This is a genomic window from Mesorhizobium sp. LNHC221B00 (genome assembly GCF_000502935.1).
Lineage (GTDB): Bacteria > Pseudomonadota > Alphaproteobacteria > Rhizobiales > Rhizobiaceae > Mesorhizobium > Mesorhizobium opportunistum.
In genome coordinates this window covers 1-14626 of record NZ_AYWR01000001.1, presented here as the reverse complement: position 1 = coordinate 14626, position 14626 = coordinate 1, and the positions used below count along the sequence as shown (strand labels likewise).

At 65.0% G+C, this 14626-nt stretch carries 11 protein-coding genes, 1 tRNA gene and 1 pseudogene; 6 read left to right on the top strand and 7 right to left on the bottom strand.

Features of this window, described 5'->3' with window-relative positions; genetic code table 11:
- Positions 1–70 precede the first annotated feature (70 nt).
- The 5 genes from X741_RS166080 to X741_RS166100 all read left to right on the top strand — a co-directional run bounded on the left by X741_RS166080 (position 71) and on the right by X741_RS166100 (position 9607).
- Positions 71–1642, top strand: coding sequence for an NAD(P)/FAD-dependent oxidoreductase (locus X741_RS166080; RefSeq protein ID WP_023775729.1), 1572 nt, complete (start codon positions 71–73; stop codon positions 1640–1642).
- Positions 1642–2124, top strand: a complete 483-nt coding sequence (locus X741_RS166085; RefSeq protein WP_023775728.1) for a MarR family transcriptional regulator — start codon at positions 1642–1644, stop codon at positions 2122–2124. Before X741_RS166080 ends, X741_RS166085 begins: the two co-directional genes overlap by 1 nt.
- 103 nt (positions 2125–2227) lie before the next feature.
- Positions 2228–4381 carry an indolepyruvate ferredoxin oxidoreductase subunit alpha gene (locus X741_RS166090; RefSeq protein WP_023775727.1) on the top strand — a complete coding sequence of 718 codons (2154 nt, stop codon included), beginning with the start codon at positions 2228–2230 and terminating at the stop codon, positions 4379–4381.
- Positions 4374–5963 (top strand): indolepyruvate oxidoreductase subunit beta family protein, encoded by a 1590-nt coding sequence (locus X741_RS166095; protein WP_023775726.1) that lies wholly within the window; start codon positions 4374–4376, stop codon positions 5961–5963. Before X741_RS166090 ends, X741_RS166095 begins: the two co-directional genes overlap by 8 nt.
- Before the next feature lie 242 nt (positions 5964–6205).
- Complete coding sequence (locus tag X741_RS166100) at positions 6206–9607, top strand: acyl-[ACP]--phospholipid O-acyltransferase (protein ID WP_023775725.1); 3402 nt, start codon at positions 6206–6208, stop codon at positions 9605–9607.
- 494 nt (positions 9608–10101) lie between these two features.
- Here the strand turns inward: X741_RS166100 and X741_RS166105 are convergent, their stop codons facing one another.
- The 7 genes from X741_RS166105 to X741_RS166135 form a co-directional block, all read right to left on the bottom strand.
- Positions 10102–10563, bottom strand: coding sequence for a periplasmic heavy metal sensor (locus X741_RS166105; protein WP_023775724.1), 462 nt, complete (start codon positions 10561–10563; stop codon positions 10102–10104).
- The gene (locus X741_RS166110) at positions 10560–11006 is read right to left on the bottom strand and encodes a hypothetical protein (protein WP_031249620.1); all 447 of its coding nucleotides are present in this window, start codon (positions 11004–11006) and stop codon (positions 10560–10562) included. The genes X741_RS166105 and X741_RS166110 overlap by 4 nt, the downstream gene beginning before the upstream one ends.
- A 144-nt stretch (positions 11007–11150) precedes the next feature.
- A complete protein-coding gene (locus X741_RS166115; RefSeq protein ID WP_023775722.1) occupies positions 11151–11693 on the bottom strand; it encodes an RNA polymerase sigma factor in 543 nt (180 codons plus the stop codon).
- A gap of 45 nt (positions 11694–11738) precedes the next feature.
- Complete coding sequence (locus tag X741_RS166120; protein ID WP_023775721.1) at positions 11739–12212, bottom strand: acid-shock protein; 474 nt, start codon at positions 12210–12212, stop codon at positions 11739–11741.
- A 190-nt stretch (positions 12213–12402) separates the two neighbouring features.
- On the bottom strand, positions 12403–12591 hold the full coding sequence (locus tag X741_RS166125) for a DUF2158 domain-containing protein (RefSeq protein ID WP_023775720.1): 189 nt from the start codon (positions 12589–12591) through the stop codon (positions 12403–12405).
- Between the two features lie 150 nt (positions 12592–12741).
- The gene (locus tag X741_RS166130; protein ID WP_051410384.1) at positions 12742–13758 is read right to left on the bottom strand and encodes a YihY/virulence factor BrkB family protein; all 1017 of its coding nucleotides are present in this window, start codon (positions 13756–13758) and stop codon (positions 12742–12744) included.
- Between the two features lie 172 nt (positions 13759–13930).
- Positions 13931–14006: transfer RNA gene (locus X741_RS166135), tRNA-Thr, on the bottom strand.
- Positions 14007–14294: 288 nt separating this feature from the next.
- Between X741_RS166135 and X741_RS0133760 the strand changes: the two are divergent.
- Positions 14295–14626: pseudogene (locus X741_RS0133760) on the top strand (hypothetical protein); the annotation flags it as partial.

The window sequence follows — 14626 nt, the reverse complement described above, 5'->3', positions numbered from 1 at the left end:
GGCAGGACAGAGGGGGGCGCCGTAGAGCGCTGACCTCGCAAGCCTACCTGCTGCCCGCAGGAAACCCCCGATGAAAGCCCCCGATCACATCATCGTCGGCAGCGGCATCAACGCGCTGGTCTGCGCGGCGATGCTGGGCGGCAAGGGCGCGAAGGTGCTGGTGCTCGAGCGCAACGACCGCATCGGCGGCTGCATGCGCACCGAGGAGATCACTGCGCCGGGCTTCGTCCATGACGTGATGGCGACGACATTCGTGCTGTTCATCACCTCGCCGGCCTTTGCGGCACTGGGCGCCGATCTCGCCCGGCACGGCCTGGAATTCTGCCACACGGCAACGCCGACCGGCGTGCTGCGGCCGGACGGCAGCCATGCCGTGCTCGGCACCGACCGCGCCGCCAATGTCGCCGCGCTCAACGCGATCGCGGCTGGTGACGGCGACCGCCACGCCGACGATGTCGGCGGCATCGAGCGCAATGCCGGCCTTTTGTTCGGCTTGCTCGGCGGCAGCCTGTGGTCCTATCCGACGGCGAAGCTGCTGGCTGGCGATGCCTGGCGGCGCGGCCCGCGCGGCCTTGGCGCCTTTCTCGGCGAAGCTTTGGTGCCGGCGCGCGGCTGGCTGGAAAGCACCTACCAGTCCGAGGCCGTCCGCGCGCTGTGGGCGCCCTGGGTGCTGCATGCCGGGCTCGGGCCCGAGGACGCCTTCTCAGGCCAGATCGCCAAGGTGATCGCCTTCGCGCTGGAAGCGGCCGGCGCGCCGATCGTCAAGGGCGGGGCGAAGAACCTGCTGTCAGCCTTCGAGGCGCTGATCGCCGAGCGCGGTGGCGTCATCTCCACCGAAGCCGACGTTGCCTCGATCATCCTGGCTGGCGGCCGCGCAACCGGCGTGCGGCTGGCCTCGGGCGAAACGGTCCATGCCAGCAAGAGTGTCATCTGCTCGGTGACGCCAACGCAGCTCTATGGCCGGCTGCTCGGCGCGGAGGCGCCCAAGGCCGATGTCGAGGCGACGCAAAAGTATCGCTACGGCAAAGGCAATTTCCAGATCCACTACGCCCTCGACAAGCCGCCTGCATGGCGCGGCGAAGGGCTCGACAAGGTGGCGCTGCTGCATCTGACGCCTGGACTGGACGGCGTCTCGAAGGCCTGCAACGAGGCAGCGCGCGGCATACTGCCGGACGTGCCGACCATCTGCGTTGGCCAGCCGCACGCGCTCGACCCGTCGCGCTGCCCGGAGGGCAAGGCGATCCTGTGGCTGCAGCTGCCCGAGGCGCCTCGCCACGTCAAGGGCGACGCGGCAGGCAAGCTGCAGGTCCCGGCCGACGGGCAATGGACCGACGCGTTGCGCGAGGCCTATGCCGATCGCGCCGAAGCGATCCTCGCCAGCCACATCGACGGCTTCAAGGACAGCATCATCGCGCGTCGCGCCTATTCGCCGGCCGATCTCGAAGCGATGAACATCAATCTGGTCGGCGGCGATCCCTATGGCGGTTCGTCGGCCCTCGACCAGTCCTTCCTGTGGCGGCCGTTCAAGACCAGCCGCAACCATCAGACCGGCATCAAGAACCTCTACCATATCGGCGCCTCGACCCATCCGGGCGCGGGCCTCGGCGGCGGTTCCGGCTTCCTGCTGGCGGGGAGGCTGTGATGGACGAGAAGATCGCCGAACACCGCCAGCGCATCTCGACCCTCGGGCAGATCGGCCTGCAGCAATTCGCGCCCTATCTGATGAACCGCATCATGGGCCGCTACAACGCCACCTTGCGCGACGATTTCCGCAAGCAGGGCCTGACCATTCCGCAGGTCCGCACGCTTGCCGTGCTGTCGGTCACCGACGGCATCACCGTCAACGACCTTTCGGTCTATACGGTGATCGAGCAATCGACCTTGAGCCGCACGCTCGACACGCTGGAAGGCCAGGGCCTCGTGCGGCGTGAGCAAGGCGTCACCGACAGCCGCATCCGCCATGTGTTCCTGACCGACGATGGCCGCGCCGAGTTCGCCCGCGCCTGGCCGGCCATGCATGACGCGTTCGAGGCGATGTTCGACGATGTCGACGATGCCGAATATGCGGCCCTCATCGCCACGCTGCAGAAGATGCTGAAGAACATTCGCAAGCACGACATCTGATGCATGTCGCCCAAAACTGGATCCGATTTTGGGCAAACGACATGCATAAACAAGGACTTTAGATGGACGCCGCCAATTCCGGCGGCAACGGAAGGAGGCAGAGATGGCCGAACGGTCTTTTGCCAAGGAAGTCGAAAAACTCAGGCTTGGCGCCGGCGAGGAATTCGCCGGCGAGGGCATCCTCGCCATCACCAAGGCGCTGCTGCAATGCGGCGTCGGCTATGTCGGCGGCTATCAGGGCGCGCCGATCAGCCATCTGATGGACGTGCTGGCCGACGCGCAGGACATTCTGGGAGAACTCGGCGTCCATTTCGAGGCCAGCGCCTCGGAAGCCACCGCCACCGCCATGCTCGCCGCCTCGGTGCATTACCCGATCCGTGGTGCCGCCACCTTCAAGTCCACCGTCGGTACCAATGTCGCCTCCGATGCGCTGGCCAATCTGGCCTCCGGCGGCGTCACCGGCGGCGCACTGATCATCGTCGGCGAGGATTATGGCGAGGGCTCCTCGATCATGCAGGAGCGCAGCCATGCCTTCGCCATGAAGAGCCAGGTCTGGCTGCTCGATCCCCGACCGAACCTGCCGTCGATCGTCAAGGCGGTGGAGGATGGCTTCGAGCTGTCCGAAATCTCCAATACGCCGGTCATGCTGCAGGTCCGCATCCGCTGCTGCCACGTCCACGGCCATTTCATCGCCAAGGACAACAAGCGGCCGCCGATGACGGTGGCCGACGCGCTGGAAGCGCCGCGCCGCGACACTGGCCGTATCGTGCTGCCGCCCGCCTCCTTCCTGCACGAGAAGGAGAAGGTGCAAAAACGCTGGCCGGCGGCGGTGGATTTCATCACCAGGAACAAGATCAACGAGTTCTTCGGGTCGGACCATGGCTCGGTCGGCATCGTCATGCAGGGGGGCATGTACAATTCGGTCATCCGCGCGCTGCAGCGGCTCGGCCTTGCCGACACTTACGGCGACACCGACGTGCCGCTCTACGTGCTCAACGCCGTCTATCCGCTGATCGACGGCGAGTTCCTGTCGTTCTGCGAGGGCAAGCAGGCGGTGCTGGTCGTCGAGGAAGGCCAGCCCAATTACATCGAACAGGCCTTTGCGGCCATGCTGCACAAGGCGGGACGTGGCACCAGGCTGGTCGGCAAGGAGCACCTGCCGATGGCCGGCGAATACACCGGCCAGGTCATGCTCGACGGCATCGGCGCCTTCCTGCGCGCCGAGGCGCCGCATCTTTTGCCTGGCGAAGTGCGCGCGCCCAACAAGGTCGGCGACGGCGTCGACACCGCGGACCTCATCAACGTCGTGCCGGGCCGTCCGCCGGGCTTCTGCATCGGTTGCCCGGAGCGGCCGATCTTCGCCGCGACCAAGCTGGTCGAACAGGAGTTGGGCAAGCACCACATCGCTTCCGACATCGGCTGCCATTTGTTCTCGATCATGCCGCCTTTCGAATTGGGCGCCACCACCATGGGCTATGGGCTGGGGCCGGCCTCGGCGTCGGCGTTCAATTCGCCCGACGCAAAGCGCCGCTCGATTTCCTTCGTCGGCGATGGCGGCTTCTGGCACAACGGCCTGACCTCCTCGATCGGCAACGCGGTGTTCAACAAGAATGACGGCGTCATCGTCATCGTCGACAATTTCTACTCGGCCGCCACCGGCGGTCAGGACATCCTGTCGTCCCGCGCCGGCAACAAGACCAAGTCGACGAAACATCCGATCACCGAGGCGGTGAAAGGCATGGGCGTAAAATGGCTGCGCCATGTCGACCGCACCTACGATGTCAGCAAGATGCAGGACACGCTGCGCGAGGCGCTGACGACGGAGGAAAAGGGCCCGAAGGTCATCGTCGCCTCGTCCGAATGCATGCTGAACCGCCAGCGCCGTGAAAAGCCGCTGGTCGACAAGGCGATCAAGGGCGGCGAGCGGGTAATAAAACCGAAGTTCGGCGTCGATGAGGACATCTGCACCGGCGACCATGCCTGCATGCGGCTCTCCGGCTGCCCGTCGCTGTCGGTGAAGTCGCTCGACGATCCGCTGCGCGATGATCCGGTGGCATCGATCGACCAGAACTGTGTCGGCTGCGGCAATTGCGGCGAGGTCGCCGATGCGGCGGTGCTGTGCCCGTCCTTCTACCGCGCCGATGTCGTGCACAATCCGAGCCGTTGGGACCGCTTCCTCGAAGCCAGCCGTCGCGCCACCATCGGCCTGTTGCAGCGCCGCCGCGAAAGCCGGCGGCTGACCTTCGCCGATGCTTGACGCCGTGCCGCCATTCCGCGCCCGCCCGGACGCCCAGGATGACGAGCGCGTCATCAAGCTCGCCGTGCTGGCGGTCGGCGGCCAGGGCGGCGGCGTGCTCGCCGACTGGATCACCGACGTTGCCGAGCGCAACGGCTATGTCGCGCAATCGACCTCGGTCGCCGGCGTGGCACAGCGCACCGGCGCCACCATCTATTATGTCGAGATGGCGCGCGACACCGGCCGGCTTCCGGTCTTCGCGCTGTCGCCGTCGCAAGGCGATGTCGATGTCCTGATCGCCGCCGAATTGATGGAGGCCGGCCGCGCCATCATCCGTGGCTTCGTCACGCCAGAGCGCACCACGCTGATCGCCTCCTCGCACCGCATCGCCGCCGTGTCGGAAAAGATCGAGCCGGGCGACGGCCGGGCCTCGTCGTCCAAGGTGCACGCCACGGCGGAGGCGGCATCGAAGCGCTTCATCGCCTTCGACATGGAGAAGATCGCCGCCGACAACGGCTCGATGATCTCGGCCAGCCTGCTTGGTGCTTTGGCGGGGTCCGATGCCCTGCCGTTCACGAAGGAAAGTTACGAGCAGGCGATCGGCGCCGGTGGCCGGGGCGTGAAAGCCAGCCTTGCCGCTTTTGGCGCCGCGTTTGACCGCGCGCGTGGCGCGGCGGCGCCTGCGCCAAAGCCGTCGGAGCCGGCGATTGTCGAATCCGCCCTTGGTGCAGGGCGCGTCAGTGGTCCGCAAAGCCTGCTGCAGGGCTGGCAGGCCTTGGCCGCCCGCATCGACCTGATGCCAGTCGCCATGCGCGACATGGCGCTCCGGGGTCTGAGAAAGGTAGTCGACTACCAGGACATCGCCTACGGGCGCGAATATCTCGACCGGCTGGACAAGGCCATCGCGCTGGACGGCGCCGGACATGGCCATGCTTTGTCCACCGCGGCGGCAAAGCATCTCGCCAACGCAATGTGCTACGACGACATGATCCGCGTCGCCGATCTGAAGACGCGCTCGACGCGCGACAAACGTGTGCGCCGCGAGGTTGGCGTCAAGGCCGGCTCGATCCTGCAGGTGACCGAATATTTCCATCCGCGCATCGAGGAGTTCTGCGGCACGCTGCCGGCGGGGCTCGGCAGCTATATCGAGAACCGGCCGAAGCTTGCCGCCTTTCTCGACCGCCGCATCAACCACGGCCGCCGCATCCGCACCGACAGCTTTGCCGGCTTTGCGGCACTGTGGTTCATCGGCGGCCTGCGCCGCTGGCGCCGTCGCCTGCTGCGCCACCAGGTGGAACTTGCCCATCTGGAACGCTGGTACGCATTGGCGCTCAGTCATGTACCGGCCGACTATGCGCTGGCCGTCGAGATCCTCAATTGCCGCCGGCTGATCAAGGGTTACAGCGACACCCACGTCCGCGCCCAGTCGAAATTCGACCGCGTGCTGTCGGCGCTCGATCTGCTCAAGGGCCGCGCCGATGCCGCCGACTGGATCCGCCGCTTGCGCGAGATGGCGCTGAAGGACGAGAAGGGCGACATGCTCGACGGCGCGTTGAAGACGGTCGCCACGCTGGGGCCAGATTCGGCACCTGGGACGCCCTAATATTGACAGACCCACCGGCCGCCGCTTCCGTTTTCAGCGGCGGTGAACGCTGTTCATTTTTCCGCTTGAACAATGTTCAAGACGTGGTAGAGTGCGATTATGAACGATGTTCATTTAATGGGCATCGATCGCAGTAAGGAAGTTTAACCAGCTCACGACTATCACTGAGATCGAAACAGCGCCTGCAACCCGCAGGGCCCACCGACACTCGCTGTCGCAGGTTCCGCCAAATGGAAATCGCCATGAACACGCATCTGATGTTGTCCCGGCGCTTTGCGCCTCTGTTCTGGACGCAGTTCCTGTCCGCCTTCAACGACAATTTCCTCAAGAACACATTGGTGTTCCTGATCCTTTTCACGCTGGCCGCCGACCAGGCGGCTTCCCTGGTCACGCTCGCCGGGGCAGTCTTCATGGCCCCCTTCCTGTTGTTGTCAGCGCTTGGCGGCGAGATCGCCGACCGCTTCGACAAGGCGCTGATCGCGCGGCGGCTGAAATTCGCCGAGATCGCAGCGGCGGCAGTCTCCGTCGCCGGCATCGCGCTGTCGTCCATCCCGGTGCTGATGACGGCGCTGCTGATGTTCGGCATCATCTCGGCACTGTTCGGGCCGATCAAATACGGCATCCTGCCTGATCATCTCGAGCGCAAGGAACTGCCCAAGGCCAACGCCTGGATCGAGTCGGCCACGTTTGCCGCCATCCTCGGCGGCACCATTGCTGGCGGCGTCGTCTCGGCCGATGGCATCGGCGTCACCGTGTTCGGGCCGATCATGATGGCCCTGGCCGTCGGTTGCTGGTTCGTCAGCCGCTACATTCCGGCAACGGGTTCGGCGGCGCCCGACCTCGTCATCGACAAGAACATCTTTCGCTCGACCTGGCGTCAGGTCTCGGAACTGCGTACCGACAAGCGGATCTGGCGCGCCGGACTGATGACGTCGTGGTTCTGGTTGATCGGCGCCATCGTGCTTTCGATCCTGCCGACCTTGATCAAGGATTCGCTCGGCGGCAACGAGATCGCGGTCACCGCCTATCTCGCTGTCTTCGCCGTCTCGATCGCCATTGGCTCGGCCATTGCCGCATGGATGTCGCAGGGGCGCATCGTGCTCTTGCCCGCGCCGGTGGGCACGGCGCTGCTGGCGTTGTTCGGCCTGCATTTGGCCTGGACCATCTGGAGCATGCAGCCTTCGCCCAAGGCGGAAACCCTCGGCGCATTCTTCGCCGGTCCGAACACGATCCGCGTCGCGATCGACCTTGCCGGCATGGCCATCGCCAGCGCCTTCCTGGTGGTGCCGACCTTCGCCGCCGTGCAGGCCTGGTCGCCCGAAGCGCGCCGTGCCCGCGTCGTCGCAGCCGTCAGCATCGTCAATGCCGGCTTCATGACGGTGGGCGGTATCGTTGTCGCCTTGATCCAGACGAAAGTCTCCACCGGCGGCATCCTCTTCGGCCTCGCCGCGGCCAACGCCGTCGCCGTCTGGCTGATGCTGAAATATCTGCCGACCAACGCCTTCCGCGACTTCGTCTCCATCCTGTTCCGCGCCTTCCTGCGCCTGGAGATAGAGGGCATGGAAAACCTCAAGGCGGCAGGCAAGGCACCGATCCTGGCACTCAACCATGTCAGCTTCCTCGACGGTCCGCTGGCGCTGACGCTGACCGACGAGGAGCCGGTCTTCGCCATCGACTACACCATTGCCCAGGCCTGGTGGATGAAGCCGTTCATGAAGCTCGCCCGCGCTCTGCCGCTCAACCCGGCCAAGCCGATGTCGACCCGCACGCTGATCAAGATCGTGCAAGGTGGCGATCCGCTGGTCATCTTCCCCGAAGGCCGCATCACCGTCACCGGCGGGCTGATGAAGGTCTATGACGGCGCCGCCATGGTGGCGGACAAGACCGGCTCGATGGTCGTGCCGATCCGCATCGATGGGCTGGAGAAAAGCCCGTTCTCCAGGCTGACGTCGCAGCATGTGCGCCGCCGCCTGTTCCCGAAGGTCAAGGTGACCATACTGGAACCGGTCAAGCTGGAAGTGGCGCCGGAGCTGAGGGGCCGCCAGCGGCGCGCCGCGGCGGGCGCTGCCCTCTATCAGGTCATGTCGGATCTCGTCTTCCGCACCCAGGACATCGACAAGACGGTGCTGGAAAAGGTCATCCTGACCGCGAATGAGCGCGGCATGAAACGGCTCGCCGTGCAGGACCCGGTCACCGGCTCGTTGAGCTATGGCAAGCTGCTGACGGCGGCCGCCGTGCTTGGCGAGAAATTCGAGATCCTTTATGCCGGCCAGCAGACGCTCGGCATCATGCTGCCCAACGCCAACGGTTCTTGCGCCACGCTGCTTGGCGTCATGTCGGCCGGCAAGGTGCCGGCGATGATCAACTTCACCGCCGGTGCCGCCAACATCCTCTCCGCCTGCAAAGCGGCCGGTGTGCGCACCGTGCTGACCTCGCGAGCCTTTGTCGAACAGGCCAAGCTCGGCGCCGTGATCGAGGAGATGGGCCGGTCGGTCGACATCGTCTGGCTCGATGACCTGCGCGCAACCATCGGCCTCAAGGACAAGCTGCTTGGCCTGTTGCGCAAGAGCACGCCACGGGTCGCCCGCAAGGCCACCGACCCGGCGGTGATCCTGTTCACCTCGGGTTCCGAAGGCACACCGAAGGGCGTCGTGCTCACCCACCGCAACATCCTGGCCAATGCCGCGCAGGCGGCCTCGCGGATCGACTTCCACTCGGGCGACAAGGTGTTCAACGTCTTGCCGATCTTCCATTCCTTCGGCTTGACGGCCGGCACGGTGCTGCCGCTGATTTCCGGTGTACCGGTCTTCTTCTACCCGTCGCCGCTGCACTACCGCATCGTGCCGGAACTGATTTATGCATCCAATGCGACGATCATCTTCGGCACCGACACGTTCCTCGGCGGCTATGCGCGCTCGGCGCACCCCTACGACTTCCGCTCGATACGCTATTGCTTTGCCGGCGCCGAACCGGTCAAGCCGTCGACCCGCATGACCTATATGGAAAAGTTCGGCGTGCGTATCCTGGAAGGTTATGGCGTCACCGAAACCGCGCCGGTGATCTCCATCAACACGCCAATGTACAACCGGTCCGGCAGCGTCGGCAAAATCATGCCCGGCATGGAGTATCGTCTCGATCCGGTGCCAGGTGTCGACGATGGCGGACGGCTGCATGTGCGCGGGCCCAACGTGATGGCGGGCTATCTTCGCGCCGAGAAGCCGGGCGTGCTCGAACCGCTGCCGGATGGCTGGCATGATACTGGCGACGTCGTCTCGGTGGACGAGGGCGGATTCATCACCATTCGCGGCCGCGCCAAGCGCTTCGCCAAGATCGGCGGCGAGATGATCTCGCTGGCCGCCGTCGAGGCGCTGGCGGGTGAATTGTGGAAAGGTTCGCTATCGGCCGTCGCGGCGGTTGCGGATGCACGCAAGGGCGAAAAGCTGATCCTGATCACCGAGGCTCCGGGCGCCACACGCGCGAATTTCCTGGCCTTCGCCAAGGCGAATGGCGCCATGGATCTGATGGTGCCGACCGAAGTGCGCGTCGTCCCGAAAGTGCCGGTGCTTGGGTCCGGCAAGCTCGACTTCGCCGGCGTCACCAGGCTTGTGCGGGGAGAGCCGGTCGCCGAGGTCGAGGTCGCCTGATCAGGGCAGCGCTGCAGCACTCGCGCAGCGCGTGGCTTCGCAAAGATATCCAGTTTCTTCGGCTGGAGGGGCCAGGCGGCGAAGCCGCCCTGGCCCACACATTTCTACCAGTGGCGGTGCCAGCGGTGCCAATGACGATGCGGATGCCAGCTATGGTAGCCCGGGCCGACGATAAAGGGTCGCACGACGACGCGGTTAGGCACGCAGCGACCCCAACGGTTCGGATGCCAGCCGATCCCGCAACCCCAGCGGACGTGCTCCACCAGGGCGGGAGCCGCCGGTTTGGTAACCGACACGATCGGCATTGCATTGGACGTCGCGGCTGCCGCGACGGTTCCACTAACGGCTAGGACGGCAGCAGCTGCATACTTTGTCAGACGGTTCATCGTTGAACTCCGAGTGCTCGAGTTGGAAGATTGCCTGCCGCATCATGCGATCGGCCAGGCTTGGCCCTTCCCTCATTAAACGGCGTCAAAACCGTTTCCCGTCGGTCGTCACGGCGATTTTTTTGGCGCGGCGGCGGCGCGGCGTTCGACATGGCGCAGCAGCGCCTGCGCCAGCACGCTCCGGTTTTCGGGCGACGTATTCGCCGCGAAGCCGACAATCGCCTGTTCAAGCCGGGTGCGTACGGTCACATCGGCGTTGCGTGCGCGTTCGAGCGCAGCGGACAGGGCCGTGGCGTCCACAACGGGCTGCTGCAACAGCTGCGCTGCCTCTTGCCTTGCCTGCTGGCCATCGAGAATGATCTGACGGGAGTCCATGCGGACCTGACGCAGCGTCCTGCGGAATGCCTTGCGGTCCTGGTCGGGAAGCCGGCCGCTGGCCGATTCCAGCGAGTAACCCGGGCCTGCCCTGGCATTCCTCAGCCAGACGGCGCCGCTGACGAGGGCGCCGGCCAGAAAGACGTTCAGTACAATCGAAGCGATGACCAGACCACGGATCCAGCGCGTGCTCATAGGCTCTCCTCGCTGTTTTCGCCGTCGGGCCCGGCATCGCCGAACGCCGTGGCGTTGGCATCGAGTACATAGTGGTCGGGCTGAACCTCCGGCGTGACGACGGTCACCAGCGCCAGCCCCGCGACGGCGCCGGCAAGACCGACGCCCGCAAGTCCCATCCCAAGCCACCAGAACCGCTGGCGCCGACGCCGGGTGAGATGTTGGCCGGCAGTCCGCAGGATGGCGTCGTGCAGGGCCTTGCCGGGGTGCGGGACGCTGTAGCGATCGAGCAGGGCATCGAGCCTGCCGGCGTGCCCCGAAATAGCCTGGCCCACCTCGCTTGAAGCGAACGCGGTCGCCGCCCCGCGTTCGGCTTGCGGCCATCGGCGCAGGTCGCTGCCATAGGCAGCAGCCAATGTCGCGAAGCGCTTGGCGTCCATCGCCTGACTGTTCTCTTCGGTCATCTGTTTTCCCCTTGCCCAAAGGTGCCGCGTGCCCCGCGCGCTGTCGCAACAATGGAAACCGGTGCCCAGCCAGCAAGGCGTGATGGAAGCCGCGCATTCGTGGTCGTGCGTTTCTCGGTCATGCCCTTCTCAGTCATGCCCTTCTCAGTCATGGACACCATCCCTGGCCAGGATCGTCTGCAAGGACCGCCGGCCGCGCGAAAGCAGGCTTTCCAAGGCATCGACGCTGATCTCCAGGGTCGCGGCCGCCTCTATGTTCGACATCTCCTGATAGTAGACCAGGACGATCGCCTCGCGCTGGCGCGGCGCGATCGCCTGCAGGGCCTGCTCGACGCGAAACGCGTCTTCCCGTGGATGGGCGTCGGGAAGCGGCGCCGGGTCGGCCACGTCCGGCACAGCGTCGGTCACCCATTCGCGGCGCCGGCGCAGCCGGTCGTAGCACAGGTTGAGCGTCACCCGGTGGATCCAGGTGTCGAAGCGTGCATTGCCGCGCCGCCAGCTCGATGCATGACGCCAGATGCGCACGAAGGTTTCCTGCGCGACATCCTCGGCCTCCGCCGCGTCGCCCAGCATGCGCGCGGCCAGCGACAGGATGCGCGGCAGCTTGCGCGCGACGAGCGTCTGCACCGCCGCGGGATCGCCAGCACCGACCCGACGAACCAGCTCCTCGTCCGGATCGGCGCTCATCGGCTGGCGCGCTCCCGATATTCATCACGCTTCATGGCCTCTTGGTCATTGCTCCGGCTTGGGAGCGGATTTGTGGCCTGGCCTCTCGTCGGCCGTCAGAACGCCATCGCCATTCTTGTCCAGTTTGGCGAAGCGCTTGGCGAAGAAGGCATCGAGTTCGGCGCGATCGATGAAGCCGTCATGGTTGGAATCGACGCGCGCGAAGGATTTGGCGGGATCGGCCTTGCCGTTGTGCTTGGCCTGAAAGGCCTCCCATTCCGACAGGCTGATCTTGCCGTCGCCGTCCGTGTCGGCAGCCATGATCGCCTTCTCCCGCCGCTTCTGGAACTTGGCCAGGGTGAGGTCGGGCTTGGCCTTCGGCGCGGCGGGCACGGCAGCCGGCGGCGTGGTGGCAGCGGGCGCGGCGGCAGGCGGCGTAATGGCAGCGGGCGCGTCGGCTGAGGGCTGCGTCGCCGTCTGGGCGAAAGCGGCCACGGCCAGCAGGCTCAAGGCAGCGGCAAGGATCGAACTGCGTATCATGGTTCGGCGTCTCCGGTTGGCGCGTTGGCCACGGCCTGTGCCGAGGTCACGCTTCAACCGTTAAACGCCGCGACGGCGGAAATCCGTCGGTCGCCCTGTACCAATCACGCCGATTGTCGGCGACACCGCGACAGCGCTGGTTCCGAGAGCGGTGGGAATGCCCCTGATCCGGCCCCTTCTGGGACAGGAATTATGTCGATTGGTCGTCGGCCACCAACTGGTCCGATTTGAAACCCGCATGTTGGGGTGTCCAGACGTCGCCTTCCTTGTTGAACCAATGGCACAGATACACGCCCGAAGCGGCACCGTCGCTGACCGTCATCCTCGGGCCTCCCGACTTCAGCTTGACGACGTCTCCGGTCTTGAAAGTGTTGGGCATTTTCGACCTCCCATGCTGACGTCCGAGTGTCCCACCAAACCTTTGTCTCGACAATGGCGGGCATGCTTCGCCAGGGTTGTAAACGCACTGCTAGGCGTAGCCGGCCGCTTTCTCGGGATACTGTACGGCAGACCGTTATGTAACGGCACATCAATCTGCGATCTTGCCCAACGTGTCGGCGACGACCGCACCGCGCTTGCCCATCGGCAGCGGCGGCCCTGTGGTCGAGTCGATGGCCGTCTGGTGCTCCATCTCCGCATTGATCGCGGCGCCGACGATCAGAATGATGACGGAGATCCATGTCCACATCATCAAGCCCACGACCGCGCCCAGCGATCCGTAAGTCGCGTTGTAATTGGCAAAATGTTGCAGGTAAAACGAGAAGAGCCATGATGCGGCGACCCAAATCACGGTGGCTATCACGGCTCCCCAGCTAAGCCATCGCCACTTCGCATGTTCCCGACTTGGTCCGAAACGGTAGAGCAGGGAAACGCCGGTCAGCATGGTGGCGATCAGGATCGGCCATCGAGAAACCGCGACCAGCGTCTCCGTCCAGGCATCAAGATAGAAGTAGCGCAACAGCGCCGGGACGACGCCCACCGTCAGCAACAGCACGATGCCGATCAGCAGGGCTCCGACCGTGAACAGGATCGACATCAGGTTGAGCGTGATGAAGCTGCGTTTTTCGCGCTCTTCATAGGCGATGTTCATGGCATCGAAGAGTGCCTTCATGCCGCTGTTGGCGCTCCAAAGCGCGATGCCAAGGCCGATGAAGAAACCGGTTCCCAAGGCACTCGGCTTCTCTCTGGCTAAAGCCTGCAGCTGATCGCGAATGAGGTCGAGCCCGCCCGACGGCAGCAAGCCGCCGAGATAGGCGACATGATCGGCCACCGAGACGGGGTCCGCGACAAAGCCGTAAATCGAAATGAATGCCGCCAGCGCCGGAAACAGAGCCAAGAGCAGATAGAAGGTGGCGCCGGCCGCCACCAGCAGAACCCGGTCCTTGTTGAATTCGTCCCAGAGCCGCCAGAAAATATCTTTCCAGCCGAGCCGTGGGATCTGCGACGGCCGATCCGCTTCGCGGCCCCGGTCCGTTTGGTGCGATTTCAGGCTCGTTTTGGCGTCTTCGCTCGTCGATGAGGCCCGACCGGCGGCTTCTGCGTCCATCAACGAGGATCGCTCGCCTGTCGTTCTCGGGCTTCTTTTCGCCTTGGAAGCCACTGTGCGCCCCTTTTTCAGCAACTCCATAACGTCGGGGCGGCGCACCTGTTCCGGCGCGTCCCACGTCGATGCGCAGCCGCGTTCCGCGCAATTTCCGGCCGGAGATAAAGGTGAAGCTTGGTGCCGCTTGCGTGACTCGAACACGCGACCCCCGCATTACGAATGCGGTGCTCTACCAACTGAGCTAAAGCGGCCCGGGAGGCCGAAGCCATCCAAGATGGGCTGGGTGATAGACGCAACCGGCCGCGAATTCAAGATGCGACTTGGCAAATCGTTGAGGAGCGTCCATGGCGATGAAAACCGGGTTCACGCATCCCCGAGCGTGAAAATCGCCGCGATATTCCGATTTTGTTTGCCGGAATATCGCGAAGATGGACTTTGGACAGCCCGTCGAGGCAGAATGCGGCTGCCCGCCCGTTGATTGATTGGTCGCCTGCGGCTAACCATCACGCCAGGTTAGGCGATTTGCAGAGGGATTTCGCTTGGACGCGATCGAAAAAGCGATCCGGAACGCCTTGGAAAAGGGCAATGCCGAGGACCGCGCGTTCCGCGAGCGGGTCTACCGGTCGGCCTTTGCCGCGCTCGACCGTGCGCTCCAGGCCAATCCCGGCGTGACCGTGGAGATGGCCATCAAGCGCCGCAAGTCGATCCAGGCGACAATCACCGAAATCGAATCCGAGTTCCTGCCGGCGGTGCCGGATGTTGGCCTGGAGGTCGACGCAGCGGCGGCCGAGCCCGCGCCCGGTGCGGCGCCCGCGATCGAGATCGGCGACAAGTCGCCATCGCCCGCTGCCGCCGTCGACAGCCCCGCGCG

Bases quoted from the DNA above. Each gene is read 5' to 3' on its own strand.
- X741_RS166125 (WP_023775720.1), bottom strand. From the start codon at position 12,591: ATGCCCAACACTTTCAAGACCGGAGACGTCGTCAAGCTGAAGTCGGGA.
- X741_RS166110 (WP_031249620.1), bottom strand. From the start codon at position 11,006: ATGACCGAAGAGAACAGTCAGGCGATGGACGCCAAGCGCTTCGCGACA.
- X741_RS166090 (WP_023775727.1), top strand. From the start codon at position 2,228: ATGGCCGAACGGTCTTTTGCCAAGGAAGTCGAAAAACTCAGGCTTGGC.
- X741_RS166095 (WP_023775726.1), top strand. From the start codon at position 4,374: ATGCTTGACGCCGTGCCGCCATTCCGCGCCCGCCCGGACGCCCAGGAT.
- X741_RS166115 (WP_023775722.1), bottom strand. From the start codon at position 11,693: ATGAGCGCCGATCCGGACGAGGAGCTGGTTCGTCGGGTCGGTGCTGGC.
- X741_RS166085 (WP_023775728.1), top strand. From the start codon at position 1,642: ATGGACGAGAAGATCGCCGAACACCGCCAGCGCATCTCGACCCTCGGG.
- X741_RS166100 (WP_023775725.1), top strand. From the start codon at position 6,206: ATGAACACGCATCTGATGTTGTCCCGGCGCTTTGCGCCTCTGTTCTGG.
- X741_RS166105 (WP_023775724.1), bottom strand. From the start codon at position 10,563: ATGAGCACGCGCTGGATCCGTGGTCTGGTCATCGCTTCGATTGTACTG.
- X741_RS166080 (WP_023775729.1), top strand. From the start codon at position 71: ATGAAAGCCCCCGATCACATCATCGTCGGCAGCGGCATCAACGCGCTG.
- X741_RS166130 (WP_051410384.1), bottom strand. From the start codon at position 13,758: ATGGACGCAGAAGCCGCCGGTCGGGCCTCATCGACGAGCGAAGACGCC.
- X741_RS166120 (WP_023775721.1), bottom strand. From the start codon at position 12,212: ATGATACGCAGTTCGATCCTTGCCGCTGCCTTGAGCCTGCTGGCCGTG.